Genomic DNA, 15036 nt, shown 5'->3' with positions numbered 1-15036 from the left:
GCCGCCGACGCCGAGTCCGACGACCACCACGTCCACTTGCCGCGCTTCAGCCATGGTGTCCAGCTAAGCAGAGATCGCCGGTCCGGTGGCCGCCGAAGTCTGTGAGGACCGGCGCAGGCGAACGGGCGAACCGGCGGGCCGGAATTGCGTGGGGCATTCCCTCAAGCGCGCCCGGGCCCGACCGATCCTGAACCTACGCGGAAAGCGGGAACACCGAGGAAACGGGCGGTCATGAGGGGGCGATGGCGAGCGCTGGCTGGCGCTCGGCATCCTCATGGCCGCCCATTCGGCTGAGTTATCCGGGAGCGTTCCCAAAAAGACGATTCAGGCCGGCGTACGACGGGTAACCGTCGCGGGGTCCACCGGTGAGGACGTTTTGACGGACGCAACCAGCCGGTGGACCCCTGCTCAGTCCCGCAGCCAGACCGCCTCGTCCCGGTGCGATTCCAGCGGTCCGGGATAGTCGAGGCCACGGCGCGCCGGCTCGGAAAGGCGCCACGGCTGGTGCACAGCGCCACCGGCGATCTCCTTGAGCTCCGGTACGTAGCGACGAACGTACACGCCTTCCGGATCGAACCGTTGTGCCTGCCGAATCGGATTGAACCTGCGGTAAGGACGAGTGTCGTTCCCGGTGCCGGCGGTCCACTGCCAGTTCCCGGAATTGTTCGGCACGTCCCCGTCGATCAGCCAGCGGAAGAACCACTGCAGGCCGGGACGCCAGTCGATGCCGAGGTGCTTGGTCAGGAACGCCGCGGTGATCAGGCGCGCGCGGTTGTGCATCCACCCCTCGGCGCGCAGCTGGCGCATCCCGGCGTCGACGATCGGGACCCCGGTCAGCCCGTCCTGCCAGTGCTTCAGCGCATCCTCGTCGGTGCGCCAGTCCTGGTCCGCGTTCGGCCGCATGGCCTGCGTGGAGATCTTCGGGAAGGCCGCGGTGACCTGGTAGTAGAAGTCGCGCCAGGCGAGTTGTCGCAGGTAGGCGGCGGCCCCCGGGGAGTCGTCGGCCCGGGCCGCCAGGGCGAGTTCGAGTGGCGACAGGCAGCCGAAGCGCAGATAGGCACTGAGCCGGCTGGTGTTGTCCGCGGCCAGGTCGTCGTGGTCATCGCCGTACCGGGAAATCTGTTGTGACCAGGAGCGGAGCCGGCGGCGGCCCTCGGTCTCGCCGCCCGGGATCGCATCGGGTGACTCGCCGGCGGGCAGCTTGGGCAGGCGGCCCGGCGCGATGCCGGAAGGCATCGCGATCTTGCGCGGGGTTGCGCTGGGCTCGCGCCAGGCGGCTTTCTCCCAGGATTTGAAGTACGGCGTGAAAACCCGGTACGAGTTCCCACCGCCCCCAGGCCGGACCGCGCCGGGCGGCAGCACCGTGACGCTCGAAACGATCTCCACGTCCAGCCGCTCGTCCCGCAGCCGCTGCTCGCGCCGCTGGGCGTAATCGGTCACGTCGCCGGCCAGAACCACGGACGACGTGTCCATCTCCCGGGCCAGCCGGGCCGTCTCGGCCACCGGGTCGCCCTCCCGGATCACCAGGTCGGCGCCCTTCTCCCGCAGGTTGCTCCGCAGGTCGGCGAGGCTCTGGTGGAGGAAGCGCTGCCGGTTGGCGGAGAGGCCGCCCAGGCGCGGGTCGAGGACGAACAGCGGCACGATCCCGTCGCCGCCGCTGAGCAGCGGGTTGTCGTGGATCCGCAGGTCCCGGGTGAAGAGCGCGATCCGGGCCGCCATCTCAGGCCGCCAGTTGGACCGGGGTGCCGGGCCGGGTCAGGAGGCTGCGGACGGCAACCGCGGCCCGGCGGCGGTTGGGCACGGTGGCCCGCCGGACGAAGACGTCAAAATCGGCCGCCTCGATCTCGTCGAGGATGCCGCCGTAGAGCTGGAACGCGGTGCGCATGCAGGCCTGCGAGGCGGGTTCGAGCAGCGGGATGCCGGGCGCGGCGGCGGCGTAGTGCTCCCGGGCCCGGCCCACCTCGGCCTTGATCAGCGCGCGGACGGGCGGCGTGGCGACCCCGGCACGCAGGTCGGCGATCGTGACGCCGTACTCGGCAAGGTGTTCTTCGGGCAGGTAGACCCGGCCGCGGGCGAGGTCCTCGGCGATGTCCCGGATGAAGTTGGTGAGCTGGAACGCGAAGCCGAGCTGGCGGGCCGGCTCCCGGGCGGCGACCGGGTCGGCGGAGCCGAGGATCGGCAGCATCATCGTGCCGATCACCGCGGCCGAGCCCTCCATGTACCCGAGCAGGTCGTCGTAGGTCGAGTAACCGGTGACCGTGAGGTCCATCTCCATGCTGTGCAGGAACTTCTCGAAGTCGTCCAGGTCGAGCCCGAAGACCGCGATGGTGTGCAGGACGGCCGGGAGCAGCGGGTCCTCGACCGGCTCGCCGCGCAGGCCGGCCAGGAACCCGGTGGACCAGGCGGAGAGCTCGGCGGCGCGCTCGGCGGGCGGCTGGGACTCGGTCCGGTCGACGATCTCGTCCGCGAACCGGGTGAATCCATACAGAGCGTGCACGTGCCGACGCTTCCAGGCCGGTAGTAAGCGGGTCGCCAGGTAATACGTCCGGCCGTGCTCTCGGTGCAGGTCACGGCAGCGCGCGTAGGCGGCGGCCAGATCGGTATCCATCCCGGTCCTCCCGGTAAATCGACGCACGAATCGACGCAACTTCCGAAAGTTAGGGTACGGTACTGAGCGTGGCCAATGACACCCTCGAGGGAAATCGTGTCAGCGCGATACCCCGTCAACCGGTTACCCACACTGGGCTGATCGACGCCGTCGAGGGGACGCTCGCCGACTTCCTCGCCCCGCAGATCGCCTCCCTGGACGCGATCGACCCCGCGCTCGGCGGCTTCGCCCGTACCGCCCGTGACCTGGTGCTGGCCGGCGGAAAGCGGCTGCGGCCGACGTTCGCGTACTGGGGGTGGCGCGGTGTCGCCGGCCCCGGCGCCGACTCCGCGCCGCTGCTGCCGGCGCTCGGCGCGCTGGAGCTGATGCACACGTTCGCACTCGTCCACGACGACCTGATGGACGACTCGGCGACCCGGCGTGGCCGACCCACGGCGCACCGGATCTTCGCCGGGCAGCACGGCGCCCGGTTCGGCAACTCGGCGGCGGTGCTGGTCGGCGACCTCTGCCTGGTCTGGGCGGACCAGCTGCTGGCCCGTACCGGGGTGCCGCCGGCCACCCTGCTCGAAGTGCGGGCGCGGTATGACCGGATGCGCATCGAAGCGGTCGCCGGGCAGTACCTGGACGTGCTCGGCGAGACCGACCCGGAGTCCTGGTCGGTGGAGCGCGCGCTGCTGGTGGCCCGGCACAAGACGGCGAGCTACACCGTGCAGTGGCCGCTCGACTACGGGCTCGCGCTGGCCGGGGCCGACGACCCCGAGGTCGCCGAGGCGTACCAGGTGTACGGGACCGCGGTCGGCGAGGCGTTCCAGCTGCGTGACGACCTGCTCGGGGTCTACGGCGACCCCGCGGTGACCGGCAAGCCGGCCGGCGACGACCTGCGCACCGGCAAGCCGACCGCGCTGCTGATGCTGGCCCGGCGGATGGCCACCCCGGCTCAGCTGTCCGAGCTGGACAGTGCTGAGATCGATCGCAAGGCACAGATCATCGCGGAGACCGGGGCGCCCGCCCGGGTCGAGGAGATGATCCGCGCCCGGGTCACCGCGGGTCTCACCGCGCTGACCTCGGCCCCGATCGACCCCGAGGCCCGGGGCGTGCTGATCGAGCTCGCCACCGTGTCGACGCAGCGCCCGGCATGATGAAGTCCCCCACCCCTTGGAGTCGCGCCGTGCGTACCGTCACCGGACCCACCGATCGGGTCGTCATAGTCGGCGCCGGTCTGGCCGGCCTCTCCTGCGCCCTGCACCTGGCCGCGGCCGGGCGCGAGGTGACCGTGGTCGAGCGGGAGCCGGTGCCGGGCGGTCGCGCCGGGCGCCTCTCGGTCGGCGGCTTCGACTTCGACACCGGCCCGACCGTGCTGACCATGCCGGAGCTGATCGCGGAGCCGCTCGAAGCGGTCGGCGAGAAGCTCTCCGACTGGCTGGAGCTCACGCCGCTGGACCCGGCATATCGGGCGTACTACCCGGACGGTTCCACCCTGGACGTGCGCACCGACACCACCCGGATGGCGGCCGAGATCGCCCGGGTCTGCGGCGCCCGGGAGGCCGACGGCTACCTGCGCTTCGTCGACTTCACCCGGAAGCTCTGGCAGCTGGAACGCAACCACTTCATCGACCGGAACCTGGACTCCCCGGTCGACCTGATGAACCTCAACATGCTGAAGCTGCTGGGCATGGGCGGCCTGCGCCGGCTGCAGCCGAAGATCAACGAGTACTTCCGTGACCCGCGGACCCAGCGGATCTTCTCGTTCCAGGCGATGTACGCCGGGCTCGCCCCGCACGACGCGCTCGCCATCTACGCGGTGATCGCGTACCTCGACTCGGTCGCCGGCGTCTTCTACCCCAAGGGCGGCATGCACGCGGTGCCGAAGGCGCTGGCCGGGGCCGCCGAGAAGCATGGCGTGACGTTCCGTTACGACACCACGGTCGAGCGGGTGGTCACCCGGAACGGCCGGGCGACCGGGGTGCTCACGGCCGGGGGCGAGGTCATCGCGGCCGACACCGTCGTACTGAATCCGGATCTTCCGATCGCCTACCGCGACCTGCTCCCGGCCCGGCGCCCGCGGCGCCTGCGCTACTCACCGTCCTGCGTGGTGGTGCACGTGGGATCGACGCGGTCATTCTCCAAAATCGCCCACCACAACATCCATTTCGGTACGACGTGGAAGCGCACCTTCGACGAGGTGATCAACCGCGGTCTGCTGATGAGTGACCCGTCACTGCTGGTGACCAACCCGACCCGGACCGACCCGTCCGCGGCGCCCGACGGCAAGCAGACCTACTACGTCCTCGCCCCCACCCCGAACCTCGAGACCGGCCCGATGGACTGGCGCGGCGGCCTCGCCGAGCGTTACGCCGACGAGCTGCTGCGCACGCTTGAGCAGCGTGGATACATCGGCTTCCGGGACGGCGTGGAGGTCGAGCGGATCATCACCCCGGCCGACTGGGCGGACGACGGGATGGCCGCCGGCACCCCGTTCGCCGCCGCGCACTCGTTCTCCCAGACCGGCCCGTTCCGCCCCTCGAACATGCACCCCTCGCTACCGAACGTGGTCTTCACCGGTTCGGGCACACAACCCGGCGTCGGCGTGCCGATGGTGCTCATCTCCGGAAAGCTGGCCGCGAGCCGGATCACACAGGGGGTTTCATGAGCGCTCGTGAGTCTCATCTCGTCGAATTGGTCGACACGGAGGGCCGGCCCGTCGGGTCGGCCACCGTCTCGGACGCGCACCAGGAGCCCGGGGCGCTGCACCGGGCGTTCTCGGTCTTCCTGCGGGACGACGAGGGGCGCGTGCTGATCCAGCAACGGGCCGCGGTCAAGACCCGCTTCCCGCTGCGCTGGGGCAACACCTGCTGCGGCCACCCCGGCCCCGGCGAGTCGGTCACCGAGGCGGCCGGTCGCCGTCTCTCCGAAGAGCTTTCGGTACGGGACGTCGCGCTCACCGAGCTCGGCGTCTACACCTATCGGGCGACGGATCCGGTCACCGGGCGGGTCGAGCACGAGTACGACCACGTGCTGCTCGGCACGCTCCCGGCGGCGACGGCGCCCCGGCCGGACCCGGCCGAGATCGCCGAGCTGCGCTGGGTGTCGCCGCCCTCGTTACGGGCCGACGTGGCGGCCGCCCCGGAGTCGTACGCACCCTGGTTGTCCGGTGTTCTCGAGGTCCTCCTCGGGGACGATGCCGGCGCCCTTTCGACGGAGCAATCGAGTGTCCTTCTCACGGAGCGGTCGGGTGGCCGATGAGGCGCTGAGTGCCGGCGCCGCCGCGCGCCGTCTCGGTGTGGCGGTCACCACCCTGCGTACCTGGCATCAGCGCTACGGTCTCGGGCCGAGCCGGCACGAGACCGGTCACCACCGGCGCTACACCGCCGAGGACATGGACCGGCTGCAGATCATGCAGCGGCTCACCACGCAGGGTGTGGCGCCGGCGGAGGCGGCTGCCTGGGCACTTGCCCAGCCGGTCGTCTCACCGCCAACCGTTCCGCCGCCCTCTTCCCCCGCGACTTCGCCTTCTTCCGCTACTTCGCCATCGCCCGCTACTTCGCCTTTGCCCGCTACTTCGCCTTTGCCCGATCCTTCGCCGGAGTTGGTTGCCCGCGGGCTGACCCGGGCCGCCATGCGGCTGGACGCGCCGGCCATGCGGGACATCCTCTGCGCGGCGATCCACGAGCGGGGCGTGGTGACCACCTGGACCGAGGTGCTGATCCCGGTCCTGGTCGCGATCGGCGAGCGCTACGAGGCCACCCTGCGCTACGTCGAGGTCGAGCACCTGCTCTCCCGGACCGTCACCGAGGTGCTGGCCGCCACCCAGCACGCCACCGGCACCCCGCGGATCCTGCTCGCCGCCGCCGACGAGGAGCAGCACACGCTGCCCCTGGAGGCGCTGGCCGCCGCCCTGGCCCAGCGCGGTGTCCCGACCCGCCTGTTCGGCGCCCGGGTGCCGTCTCCGGCGCTGCTGGACGCGATCGGGCGGACCGGCCCGGCCGCGGTGGTGCTCTGGTCCCAGCGCAGCAGCACCGGCACGGTCGACCAGCTGCTCCGCGTCCGCGACGTCCCACGCCCGCCGATCGTGGTGGCCGCGGGCGGTCCGGGCTGGCCCACCGGCGATCTTCCCCCCGGAATCACCCGCCTCACCGGCCTGACCGAGGCGGTCGACCTCCTCGCCTCCGTCTGACCCTCAGCGTTCGTGCTGGTCACAGCCCTGCGAACGAAAAGAGGGGTACCGATTTGGAGACCGCCCGGTGGATCACATATGCTTTCCAAGCCTTCAACGGGGCGCGGTTGGGGCCAAGGCCACCAAGCGTTGCAGATCGGGTCGCCAACTCGATGTGCAATGATGGCGGAGATGCCCTCATCGTCTAGTGGCCTAGGACGCCGCCCTTTCAAGGCGGTAGCACGGGTTCGAATCCCGTTGGGGGTACTGGTAAGGTTAGCGACGCAAGCCGCTGATCGGCCAGAGCAAGAACAGAAGTGAATAGCAAGGTCCTGTGGAGCAGTTGGAGTGCTCGCCGCCCTGTCAAGGCGGAGGTCGCGGGTTCAAGTCCCGTCAGGACCGCAAGGCAACATGTACGGCCAGGTAGCTCAGTTGGTACGAGCGTCCGACTGAAAATCGGAAGGTCGGCGGTTCGACCCCGCCCCTGGCCACCAGGCCTCTCGCCGGGCACTGAGCACCGTCCACCTGCGGAAACGCACGGTGGACGTTTTGCTTTCCCGGCCTTTTCGGCGCCACGAAATTGCCCTCTGGTGACCGCGAATTTCCCATGACCACCGCCGTGAGTTGCACGCCGTTCGGGCCACGCTCTCGACCACTGAGCCTCACCGGCTAAAACCCTCGCGGTGACAGCCGACACAATTCCGCGAGCCACGGCGCAGCCGCGCCCCCGGGCATTCAGTGGCGAGCCGCGGAGCGAAGCGGAAGCGATCGCCGGAACTCAGCCAAACTCAGCGATCGTCACGGCCCCGAGCACCGATTGGGCCGGCGCGCCGGCCGAGCCCGCCAGCAGGCTTCTCGGGTGAGGTCCTAACCCTGCTTCTGCTCTTCGCCGAGCATGGCGAGGACCGTCGGGAGTAACTTCGGGTTAGCCGCGATAGTCGCCTGCGAGTCGAAGGTGTGCGGTGAGCCGTCGTAATCCACGACAACTACGCCGGCCTCCCTGGCGATAACAACACCAGCGGCCGTATCCCAGGGCTTGTTCGCAAGCATGACCACGGCATCAACATGGCCGGCGGCGAGCCATGCCAGGTCGATCGCCGCCGACCCGTGCATGCGGATCCGCTGCGCTTCGGATCCGAGCCGCTGGGTCAACGCGAACCGGATCCGATTCTTCGCCTCGGCACCCTCGCCGACCGCGTAGTCACCGATGGCCACCACGGCTTCGCCGATGTCACCTGTGGCGCTGGCTGCGATAGCGGCTCCGTTCGCATGTGCGCCGCTGCCTTCCGCGGCCGAGTAGCGAGTGCCGAGAAATGGGAGGTCGATGACTCCGAGCACCGACCGGCCCTCGGTGATCAAGCCGAGCGAGACCGCGCACAGAGGTGATCCGTGCACGAAGTTGACGGTCCCGTCCACCGGGTCGAGCGCCCACATCCGGCCGCGGGTGGCCCCGCTCGTGCCGTTCTCTTCGCCGAGAAAACCGATGTCCGGTGTCTGCTCCGCCAGGAACGCACGCACCTGCGCCTCGACGGCGAAATCCACCTCCGAGGCCATGTCGCGGTCGCCCTTTGCCGTGAGCACGCCGGGTTGCATGGTGCGGATGATTCTTTGGGCGAGGTCGACGGCCTGGTGGGCGATCGGGAGTAGGTCGGCGTAGTCGGTCATCGGGGCTGGCCACCGCTCCAGAGCTCGTCGAAGGTGCGCTCGAAGACGTGGTACAGCCCGGCTGCCGGCCAGCGCTTCCTGATCACCATGGTTGGCGACTCGACGCCCCGGGCGGCGCCTGGTCCCCGGAACTCCGGACTGTGTCGCGCTGCGTACCGGAAAGCGAATTGACCGCGACCGCGCCGCAGCCTGGGGTGGAGAGCGGGGTGGCAGCGACCGGGCCGAAGCCTGACGCCGGCGGCGAACCGTGGCCGGAAACGGGAACGGCGCCCGGCGGGATCGCCGGGCGCCGGTTCACGGCGTGCTGGATTACTTGACTGCGGCGAACGCGGCGGCCGCGTCCTTCTTGGCCTCGGTCAGCGCGGCGAAGTCGAGGTGCGACCGGGCGCCGGACAGCGTGGCGACGCCAGCCGTCTGGTTCGTCACCTCGCAGTTGGTGGTCGTGCCGGCGGCCATCACGAGGCAGGTGTCCTCGGTGATCTGGTCGCCACCGTCGAGGACGTCCAGCGCGGAGTCGCTGCCGATCAGAACCTCGTGGTTGTTGGCGTCCAAGCCGACGTCCTCGCCGACCAGACCGTCGTCGTCGCCGCTGCCGGCGATCGCGTCGTTGCCGGCCTGGCCGAAGACGTAGTCCTTGCCCGCGCCGGAGTCGACCCGGTCGTTGCCGGCGCCGGCCTCGATGATGTCCGCGCCCGCGTCGCCGGAGAGAACGTCCGCGCCGGTGCCGGTGCCGTCCGGGTTGTCGCCGTAGACGTAGTCGTCACCGTCGCCGCCGAGCACCCGGTCGTTGTCCGCGCCGCCGGCGATGTCGTCGTTGCCGGCGCCGCCGACCAGGGTGTCGTTGCCGGCGTCGCCGAGCAGCGTGTCGTTGCCGTCCTGGCCGTAGATGGCGTCGTTGCCCGCGCCACCGCTGATGCCGTCGTGGCCGATGCCGCCGTCGAGCCGGTCGTTGCCGGTGCCACCGAGGATCCGGTCGTTGCCGGCCTCGGCCGCCACCCGGTCGTTGCCGGCGCCCGCGTCGATCCGGTCGTTGCCGGTGTAGCCCCAGATCAGGTCGTCGCCGGCCTCGCCGAACAGGATGTCGTTGCCGGCCTTGCCGTAGATCTTGTCGTTGCCGGTGGAGCCCTGCAGCTGGTCGACGCCCGCGCCGCCGATCAGGACGTCGTTGCCGGCGCCACCGTCGGCGAGCATGTACACCGAGGTCTTGTTGGTGACCGAGTCGTTCTTGTCCCCGAGCGCGACGCTGAGCTTCGTCGTCGTCTTCGAGGTCGTGCACTTCACCTTGGTGGCGTCGACCTTCTTGCAGCCCTTGCCCGGGGTGAGCGCAACCTTGTCGTCGAGCGTGACCGTGCGGCCGGAGATCGTGATGACCAGGGCGTTCGACTTGCCCATCAGGGCGTTGAACTGCACCGTGTTCGTGCCCACCACCTTCGCGATGCCGGCCGAGGCGGCCTGCGCGGGAGAGGTGAAGAGGGTCGTCGTGGCCACTGCCGCGGCGGTGATGCCGATCGCGGCCAGCGCCCTGCGGTTGATCAAGAACATGGAGAGTTCCCCCGGGGAAGTGCGGATCCGGCGGTGTCGATCACCGCACGCGGGCACGAGCATAGAACGGTACCGTTTCGACGCGCCTCCCCATTTCGGCCGATCCCCGGTCAACTTTCTGTGACCCCGGCCACCACGAAAAACGCCCGGCGCGAATCGCGCCGGGCGTTCTCTACAGAGGAACTCAGAACAGGGAGTTCAGCTTGCCCAGAACCGTGTTGGTGAACCGCGGGTTCGGGTCGCCGGCCTTCCAGACCTTCTCGAAGCCGCTGTACGACGTGCCGGCCAGCGTCAGCACGAAGTCCTGCTTGTCCTGCGAGCCACCGACCACCTTGTCGACGGCCGCGGCCCGGCCGATCGGCACGTAGGTGGACCCGGCCTTGAAGTACTCGGGGTAGACGACGTCGTCACCGGCCGCACCGTCGATCCGGTCGTCGCCGGCGCCGCCGATGATCACGTCGTTGCCGGAACCGCCGTTGATGATGTCGTTGCTCAGCCGCCACGGCGTGCCGCTGGCCGAGGTGGCGCTGGCGTCGCCGACGATGATGTCGTCACCGGCCGCGCCCTCGATGCGGTCGGCGCCCCGGCCGCCGTAGATCCGGTCGGCGCGGCTGCCGCCGTTGATGTAGTCGTTGTCGTCGCCACCGTAGATCTTGTCGAGGCCGTCCTCGCCGTAGATCCGGTCCTGCCCGGAGCCGCCCGACACGTTGTCGTTGCCGGTGCCGGCGCTCACGTAGTCGTTGCCGGCGCCGGCGTCGAGGTAGTCGTTGCCGGTCTGGCCGTAGAGGCGGTCCGCACCGGCGTCGCCGCCGAGCGTGTCGGCGCCCTTGCCGCCGTACAGCACGTCGTTGCCGGCACCGCCCCACAGGTTGTCCGCGCCGTTGCCGCCGCGCAGGGTGTCGTTGCCGGCACCGCCGTCGGCGATCAGGTGCACCGAGCTCTTGTTGGTGAGCGAGTCGTTCTTGTCCCCCAGGTCGACCACCAGGTACGGCGCCTTCGGGGTGGTGCAACGAACCTTGGTCTTGTCGCCCTTGACCGCGACGCAGCCGGCGCCGGCCTTGATCGCCACCCGGTCGTCCAGCGTGACGGTCCGGCCCGAGACCGTGATGACCAGTGAGTTCGATGCCCCCTTCCCGGCCACGTAGCGGACGGCGGACTCGCTCTTGACGACGCTCGCGGTGCCGGTGGTCGACGCGGCCTGGGCCGGCGACAGGAAGATCGTGGTCGAGGTGGCCACCGCGACCGCGGCGAGACCGATGGCGGCGAGAACTCTGCGGTTGACGAACATAACTATTTACCCCCGTGCGATTTTGAGTGAGTCTTCGATTCGAGCGCCCCGCGGCTCGATGGGGAAACACTATGGGGACGCCCGCACGCGGTGGATCACGCTTTCGTGCCACGCCGTGTCCATGGTGGAGTCACTGCGGGTGAGATCGGTTGTCCACAGCCCCTTGAAGCCGAGCGCCCGCTCAATCAGAGTGTTATCGGGAACGGTCCGGGCGGACCGGCTCGCGAGGAGGCACGCTGCCGTGCAGACCTTCACCAACGAGGCCGAACAGACGGCCTACAACCTGGCCGAGGCCCTGGCCGACAAGGCGATGTCCTTCATGAAGATCGCCGAGGAGGCCGCGAAGTCGTTCCAGAGCGGGCGGATAGCCATGCGCCGGCAGTTCAAGGCGCGGGGGCTGTCCGAGGCGGAGGCCGACATCCGGTTCTCCGGCACGACGCAGGCGTCCCGGGCGATCTCGGAGAACTCGTTCTGCATGTCCCAGGCGTCGATGTACAACACCGCCGCCGCGACGCAGTACGCGAAGGCGCTCTACCTGAAAAACCGCTGACGCTCACGGTCATCCCGGGTCAGCGTCAAACCAGACATTTGCCGTACGGCGTAAAGCCCGCGCCCGTCCGTGCCGAAAACCGGGTCAGGCCGCCCGGTGGCGCAGCGTCGCGACCGTCGAGCCGGCCAGCGCGAGCAGACAGTCCGGCAGCTGGCCGTCGGCGATCGCGGCCCCGAAGAGCGCCTCGCCGGTCGGTGCGTCGCCGTTCACGTAGGCACTGACGAAGCGGGCGACCCACCGCTTGTCGTATCGGGCATCGTCGATCCCGGGGAACTCCAGGGTCCAGCCCCCGCCGCCGGGCAGCTCGCCGACCATCGTCGCGGCCAGGCACCACGCGACGTCCCACGCGCCGACCACCCCGTCGCGACTGACGACGGCGTCGAAGGTGCTGGCCACGGCATCGCTGTCCCCGGTAAGTGCGCAGGCCAGGATCTGCGTGGCGTCGTCGAACGCGTGCTGTGGTGCTTCGGTCACGTTGCAAACCGTACGCGTAACCGTCAAGGAACGCCTGTGGATCAACTGTGCATTCACGCCCCGCGGAGCAGGCACGTGATACGTGCCGTGCACACCCGCTCGCCGCCCTCGTCCTCGAGGACGACCTCGTACGTGGCGACCGCGCGCCCCCGGTGCACCGGCACCGCGACACCGGTCACCAGACCGGACCGGGCCGCCTTGTGGTGGGTGGCGTTGATGTCCACCCCGACCGCGAACGGCCGGTCCACGGTCTGCCCGTGCAGCACCGCCCCGACCGAGCCGAGGGTCTCGGCGAGCACGCACGACGCGCCGCCGTGCAGCAGTCCGTACGGCTGGGTGTTGCCCTCGACCGGCATCGTGCCGACCACGCGCTCGGCGGTCGCCTCGGTGATCACGATGCCCATCCGCTCGGCGAGCGCACCGCCTCCGTTGCTGGTGAAGAGGTGCTGCATGCCGTCTTCCGCGATATCCACGACGGCGTACGTTACCCGCGAGTCAACCCGGTTCCAGCGATACCCGTCACACGGGCGGGACTGACGGTTGCGTACGCGGGGTACTGATGTGGCGGTTGTGCCGGCTGATCCATCCGGGCAGAGTCGGCGTCCGTACCGAGATCGAAGACCCGAATTATTCGTCGAAGGAGACGACATGAGCGAGCCGCAGGAGATCGTCGAGACCCGGGGCGACGACCGCGTCGACCTGATCACCAGTGACGCCAACGGCGACGGCAAGGTCGACGTGTGGGTGTCGGACACCGATGGCGACGGCAAGCCGGACCTGTTCCAGTTCGACACCGACGGCGACGGCAAGGTCGACGTCACGATGGTGGACCTGGACGAGGACGGCACCCCGGACACGATCGTCGACGGCGACGGCGGCATCCCGCCGGTCGCGAGCTGAGCTAGGCGCCGCCGAGGGCGGAGAGCGCCACCCAGAGGACGGCGATCGCGACGACCGCGGTGCCGACCGTGGAGACGGTGTGCCGCCAGGAGGGGGTCCCCTCGACCGCTTCCGGGTGGCCCAGCGTTCGCAGGGTGGCGCGATGGTGCCGGACCTCGGAATGGTGTTGATCGGCAAGTTCGGGAGCCCGGCTGAGCTCGACGGCCAGCCGGGCCTGGGCGCGCTGCAGACGTCGTACCGTCGCCTTGGCCTTTCGCCCGGCCTGATCGGCGGCGTGCCGCCGGGCCGCGGCCCGGCGCGAACCGGAACCGAGGGCCCGCAGCTCGCCCTCGGTGATCACCTCGGGGTCGTCCAGGCTCTGGAGCCGCGCGACGTAGTACTCCGCCTCGCGGTCGTGCGCGCGGCGGACCAGCCACAGGATCAGCAGCAGCGGCGGCAGGCCCTTGAAGGCCAGCACGGCCAGCAGCGCTACCGCGCCGTTGCCCAGCCCCTCCCGGAACAGCGGCGAGTTCCACAGCACGTGCGACGCCCAGGCGCCGAAGAGCGCGAGCCCGGCCATCCCGATCCGGCGCGGCCAGCCGCGGTCCGTGCTGACCACCAGGTATCCGATGCCGGCCCCGGCCAGCGCGCCGAACAGGGTGTGACTCCAGACCCCGGCCAGGAATCCGCGGACCAGGAACGTGGTGACCACCGGCTGGACCTCGTCGCCCTGCCCGGCGAGGGCGACCGCCCCGATCGCGAACACGATGTCCTCGACGATCTGGAAGCCGAGCCCGACCAGCGCGCCGTAGACGACGCCGTCCAGCACGCTGTTCACCTGGGAGCGGGCGATCAGCACGATGGCCACCACGCCGAGGGTCTTGGCGATCTCCTCGACCGTCGGGCCGGCCAGCGCGGCGCCCCAGTCCGCGGCCAGGCCGGGCGAGCCGAGCTTGGCGATCAGGTTCTCCAGAGCGGTGCTGCCCGGGATGGAGACGCTGGTCGCGACCAGGGCGCCCCAGGCGAACGCGACCGCCAGCAGGCCGGACGGCTCCCGCTCGAGGAAGTCCAGCTCCTGCACGAAGAGCCAGAACGGCACGGCGAGCAGCGCGAACAGGGCCAGCGCGGTGAGCGAGGCGATCGGGAAGAGGGTCAAGAACTTGGTCAAAATCTGCGACATCCGTACGGCACCGGCCGCCAGCAGCGTGATCACCACCCAGAACGCGGGCAGCCGGAACAGCGCGGCCGGCCGAGCGGGGCCAGGAATCACCGGCTCGCTCATGGCTTGCCCTCATAGCGCAGGGTCTTGGTGCTCGCGTCGATCGCCGGCAGCGTGTGGTCCAGGTCCAGGTCGGCGCCGCTGACCGTGACCTCGATGGTCAGCCCGTGCACGACGAAGACCGCGTACCGGCCGCCGCGGTCGCCGGCCGTGTAACCGCCCTGCAGCCCGGCCAGCCCACCGGCCGTGGAGACCGCGAGCTGGGTGCCGGTCACCTGGTATCCCGAGGTGCCGGTGATCCGCTGGCGGAGCCGCACGGCGGCCTGGGTCAGATCCCCGGAGAACGGCTGGACGGCGATCGAGTACTTGACGCGGCCGAGCCGGAACAGCGCGGTGGCCCGGTCCGCACCCGGACGGGTGCCCGTGACGTCCAGGGTCGCGCCGTCCGGGGGCACCACGGTGACCCCGGCACCGACCCGGTACGGCACGTCGTCCGGCATCGCCCGCTGGGCCGGGACGGCGCGGTCGAGCGCCGGCAGGCCGAGGGAGAGCGCCGCCAGAACGGCGACCAGAAGGAGTGCGCTGAGCAATCCGGGTGTGCTGGGGAGATCGGTGAGCTGACGCCGCGTGACCGTCCCCATCCGTCCACGCTAACGAT

General features: G+C 70.2%; 16 protein-coding genes and 3 tRNA genes (1 of these 19 running past the window's edge). 9 read left to right on the top strand and 10 right to left on the bottom strand.

The genetic code is table 11. The features are described 5' to 3' along the window. From L3i22_RS00750 to L3i22_RS00740, 3 genes are all read right to left on the bottom strand, one after another. Positions 1-54: the start of an NAD(P)/FAD-dependent oxidoreductase gene (locus L3i22_RS00750; protein ID WP_221325085.1), read on the bottom strand. Its footprint begins 1308 nt before the window's first position; only the first 54 of its 1362 coding nucleotides appear in the window; its start codon is at positions 52-54; its stop codon lies off the left edge, out of view. A 354-nt stretch (positions 55-408) separates the two neighbouring features. After that, positions 409-1719, bottom strand: coding sequence for a deoxyribodipyrimidine photo-lyase (locus L3i22_RS00745; RefSeq protein ID WP_221325084.1), 1311 nt, complete (start codon positions 1717-1719; stop codon positions 409-411). A gap of 1 nt (position 1720) precedes the next feature. Beyond that, a complete protein-coding gene (locus L3i22_RS00740; RefSeq protein ID WP_221325083.1) occupies positions 1721-2608 on the bottom strand; it encodes a phytoene/squalene synthase family protein in 888 nt (295 codons plus the stop codon). 68 nt (positions 2609-2676) lie between these two features. Here L3i22_RS00740 and L3i22_RS00735 point away from each other — a divergent pair, with 68 nt between their 5' ends. The 7 genes from L3i22_RS00735 (at position 2677) to L3i22_RS00705 (ending at position 7255) form a co-directional block, all read left to right on the top strand. Beyond that, a complete protein-coding gene (locus L3i22_RS00735; protein ID WP_221325082.1) occupies positions 2677-3747 on the top strand; it encodes a polyprenyl synthetase family protein in 1071 nt (356 codons plus the stop codon). Next, on the top strand, positions 3744-5258 hold the full coding sequence (crtI, locus tag L3i22_RS00730; RefSeq protein WP_221325081.1) for a phytoene desaturase family protein: 1515 nt from the start codon (positions 3744-3746) through the stop codon (positions 5256-5258). Before L3i22_RS00735 ends, crtI begins: the two co-directional genes overlap by 4 nt. Further along, complete coding sequence (gene idi / locus L3i22_RS00725; RefSeq protein ID WP_221325080.1) at positions 5255-5851, top strand: isopentenyl-diphosphate Delta-isomerase; 597 nt, start codon at positions 5255-5257, stop codon at positions 5849-5851. The genes crtI and idi overlap by 4 nt, the downstream gene beginning before the upstream one ends. After that, positions 5841-6782, top strand: coding sequence for a MerR family transcriptional regulator (locus L3i22_RS00720; RefSeq protein WP_221325079.1), 942 nt, complete (start codon positions 5841-5843; stop codon positions 6780-6782). Before idi ends, L3i22_RS00720 begins: the two co-directional genes overlap by 11 nt. 173 nt (positions 6783-6955) lie before the next feature. Beyond that, positions 6956-7028 (top strand) — tRNA-Glu (locus L3i22_RS00715). Between the two features lie 61 nt (positions 7029-7089). After that, positions 7090-7163, top strand: a tRNA-Asp gene (locus L3i22_RS00710). A 15-nt stretch (positions 7164-7178) separates the two neighbouring features. Next, positions 7179-7255, top strand: a tRNA-Phe gene (locus L3i22_RS00705). Positions 7256-7628: 373 nt separating this feature from the next. Here L3i22_RS00705 and L3i22_RS00700 read toward each other — a convergent pair. The 3 genes from L3i22_RS00700 to L3i22_RS00690 form a co-directional block, all read right to left on the bottom strand. After that, positions 7629-8426 carry an inositol monophosphatase family protein gene (locus tag L3i22_RS00700; protein ID WP_221325078.1) on the bottom strand — a complete coding sequence of 266 codons (798 nt, stop codon included), beginning with the start codon at positions 8424-8426 and terminating at the stop codon, positions 7629-7631. 309 nt (positions 8427-8735) lie between these two features. Further along, positions 8736-9968 (bottom strand): calcium-binding protein, encoded by a 1233-nt coding sequence (locus L3i22_RS00695; RefSeq protein ID WP_221325077.1) that lies wholly within the window; start codon positions 9966-9968, stop codon positions 8736-8738. 184 nt (positions 9969-10152) lie between these two features. Further along, positions 10153-11256 (bottom strand): calcium-binding protein, encoded by a 1104-nt coding sequence (locus L3i22_RS00690; protein WP_221325076.1) that lies wholly within the window; start codon positions 11254-11256, stop codon positions 10153-10155. A 241-nt stretch (positions 11257-11497) separates the two neighbouring features. Here L3i22_RS00690 and L3i22_RS00685 point away from each other — a divergent pair, with 241 nt between their 5' ends. Continuing rightward, complete coding sequence (locus L3i22_RS00685) at positions 11498-11806, top strand: hypothetical protein (protein WP_221325075.1); 309 nt, start codon at positions 11498-11500, stop codon at positions 11804-11806. A gap of 84 nt (positions 11807-11890) precedes the next feature. On the opposite strand, the gene L3i22_RS00680 is transcribed toward L3i22_RS00685, so the two are convergent. Continuing rightward, the gene (locus L3i22_RS00680; RefSeq protein WP_221325074.1) at positions 11891-12280 is read right to left on the bottom strand and encodes a hypothetical protein; all 390 of its coding nucleotides are present in this window, start codon (positions 12278-12280) and stop codon (positions 11891-11893) included. Between the two features lie 53 nt (positions 12281-12333). Further along, on the bottom strand, positions 12334-12732 hold the full coding sequence (locus L3i22_RS00675; protein WP_221329727.1) for a hotdog fold thioesterase: 399 nt from the start codon (positions 12730-12732) through the stop codon (positions 12334-12336). A gap of 196 nt (positions 12733-12928) precedes the next feature. Here L3i22_RS00675 and L3i22_RS00670 point away from each other — a divergent pair, with 196 nt between their 5' ends. Further along, entirely contained in the window at positions 12929-13180 is a 252-nt protein-coding gene (locus L3i22_RS00670; protein ID WP_221325073.1) for a hypothetical protein, read from the top strand. Between the two features lies 1 nt (position 13181). On the opposite strand, the gene L3i22_RS00665 is transcribed toward L3i22_RS00670, so the two are convergent. Continuing rightward, positions 13182-14441, bottom strand: a complete 1260-nt coding sequence (locus L3i22_RS00665) for a PrsW family intramembrane metalloprotease (RefSeq protein ID WP_221325072.1) — start codon at positions 14439-14441, stop codon at positions 13182-13184. Continuing rightward, on the bottom strand, positions 14438-15019 hold the full coding sequence (locus L3i22_RS00660; protein ID WP_221325071.1) for a hypothetical protein: 582 nt from the start codon (positions 15017-15019) through the stop codon (positions 14438-14440). The genes L3i22_RS00665 and L3i22_RS00660 overlap by 4 nt, the downstream gene beginning before the upstream one ends. Positions 15020-15036: the final 17 nt, after the last annotated feature.

The organism is Actinoplanes sp. L3-i22, from assembly GCF_019704555.1.
Taxonomy (GTDB): domain Bacteria; phylum Actinomycetota; class Actinomycetes; order Mycobacteriales; family Micromonosporaceae; genus Actinoplanes.
The sequence above is the reverse complement of the archived record's forward strand: the minus strand, read 5'-3'. Positions and strand labels throughout refer to the sequence as shown.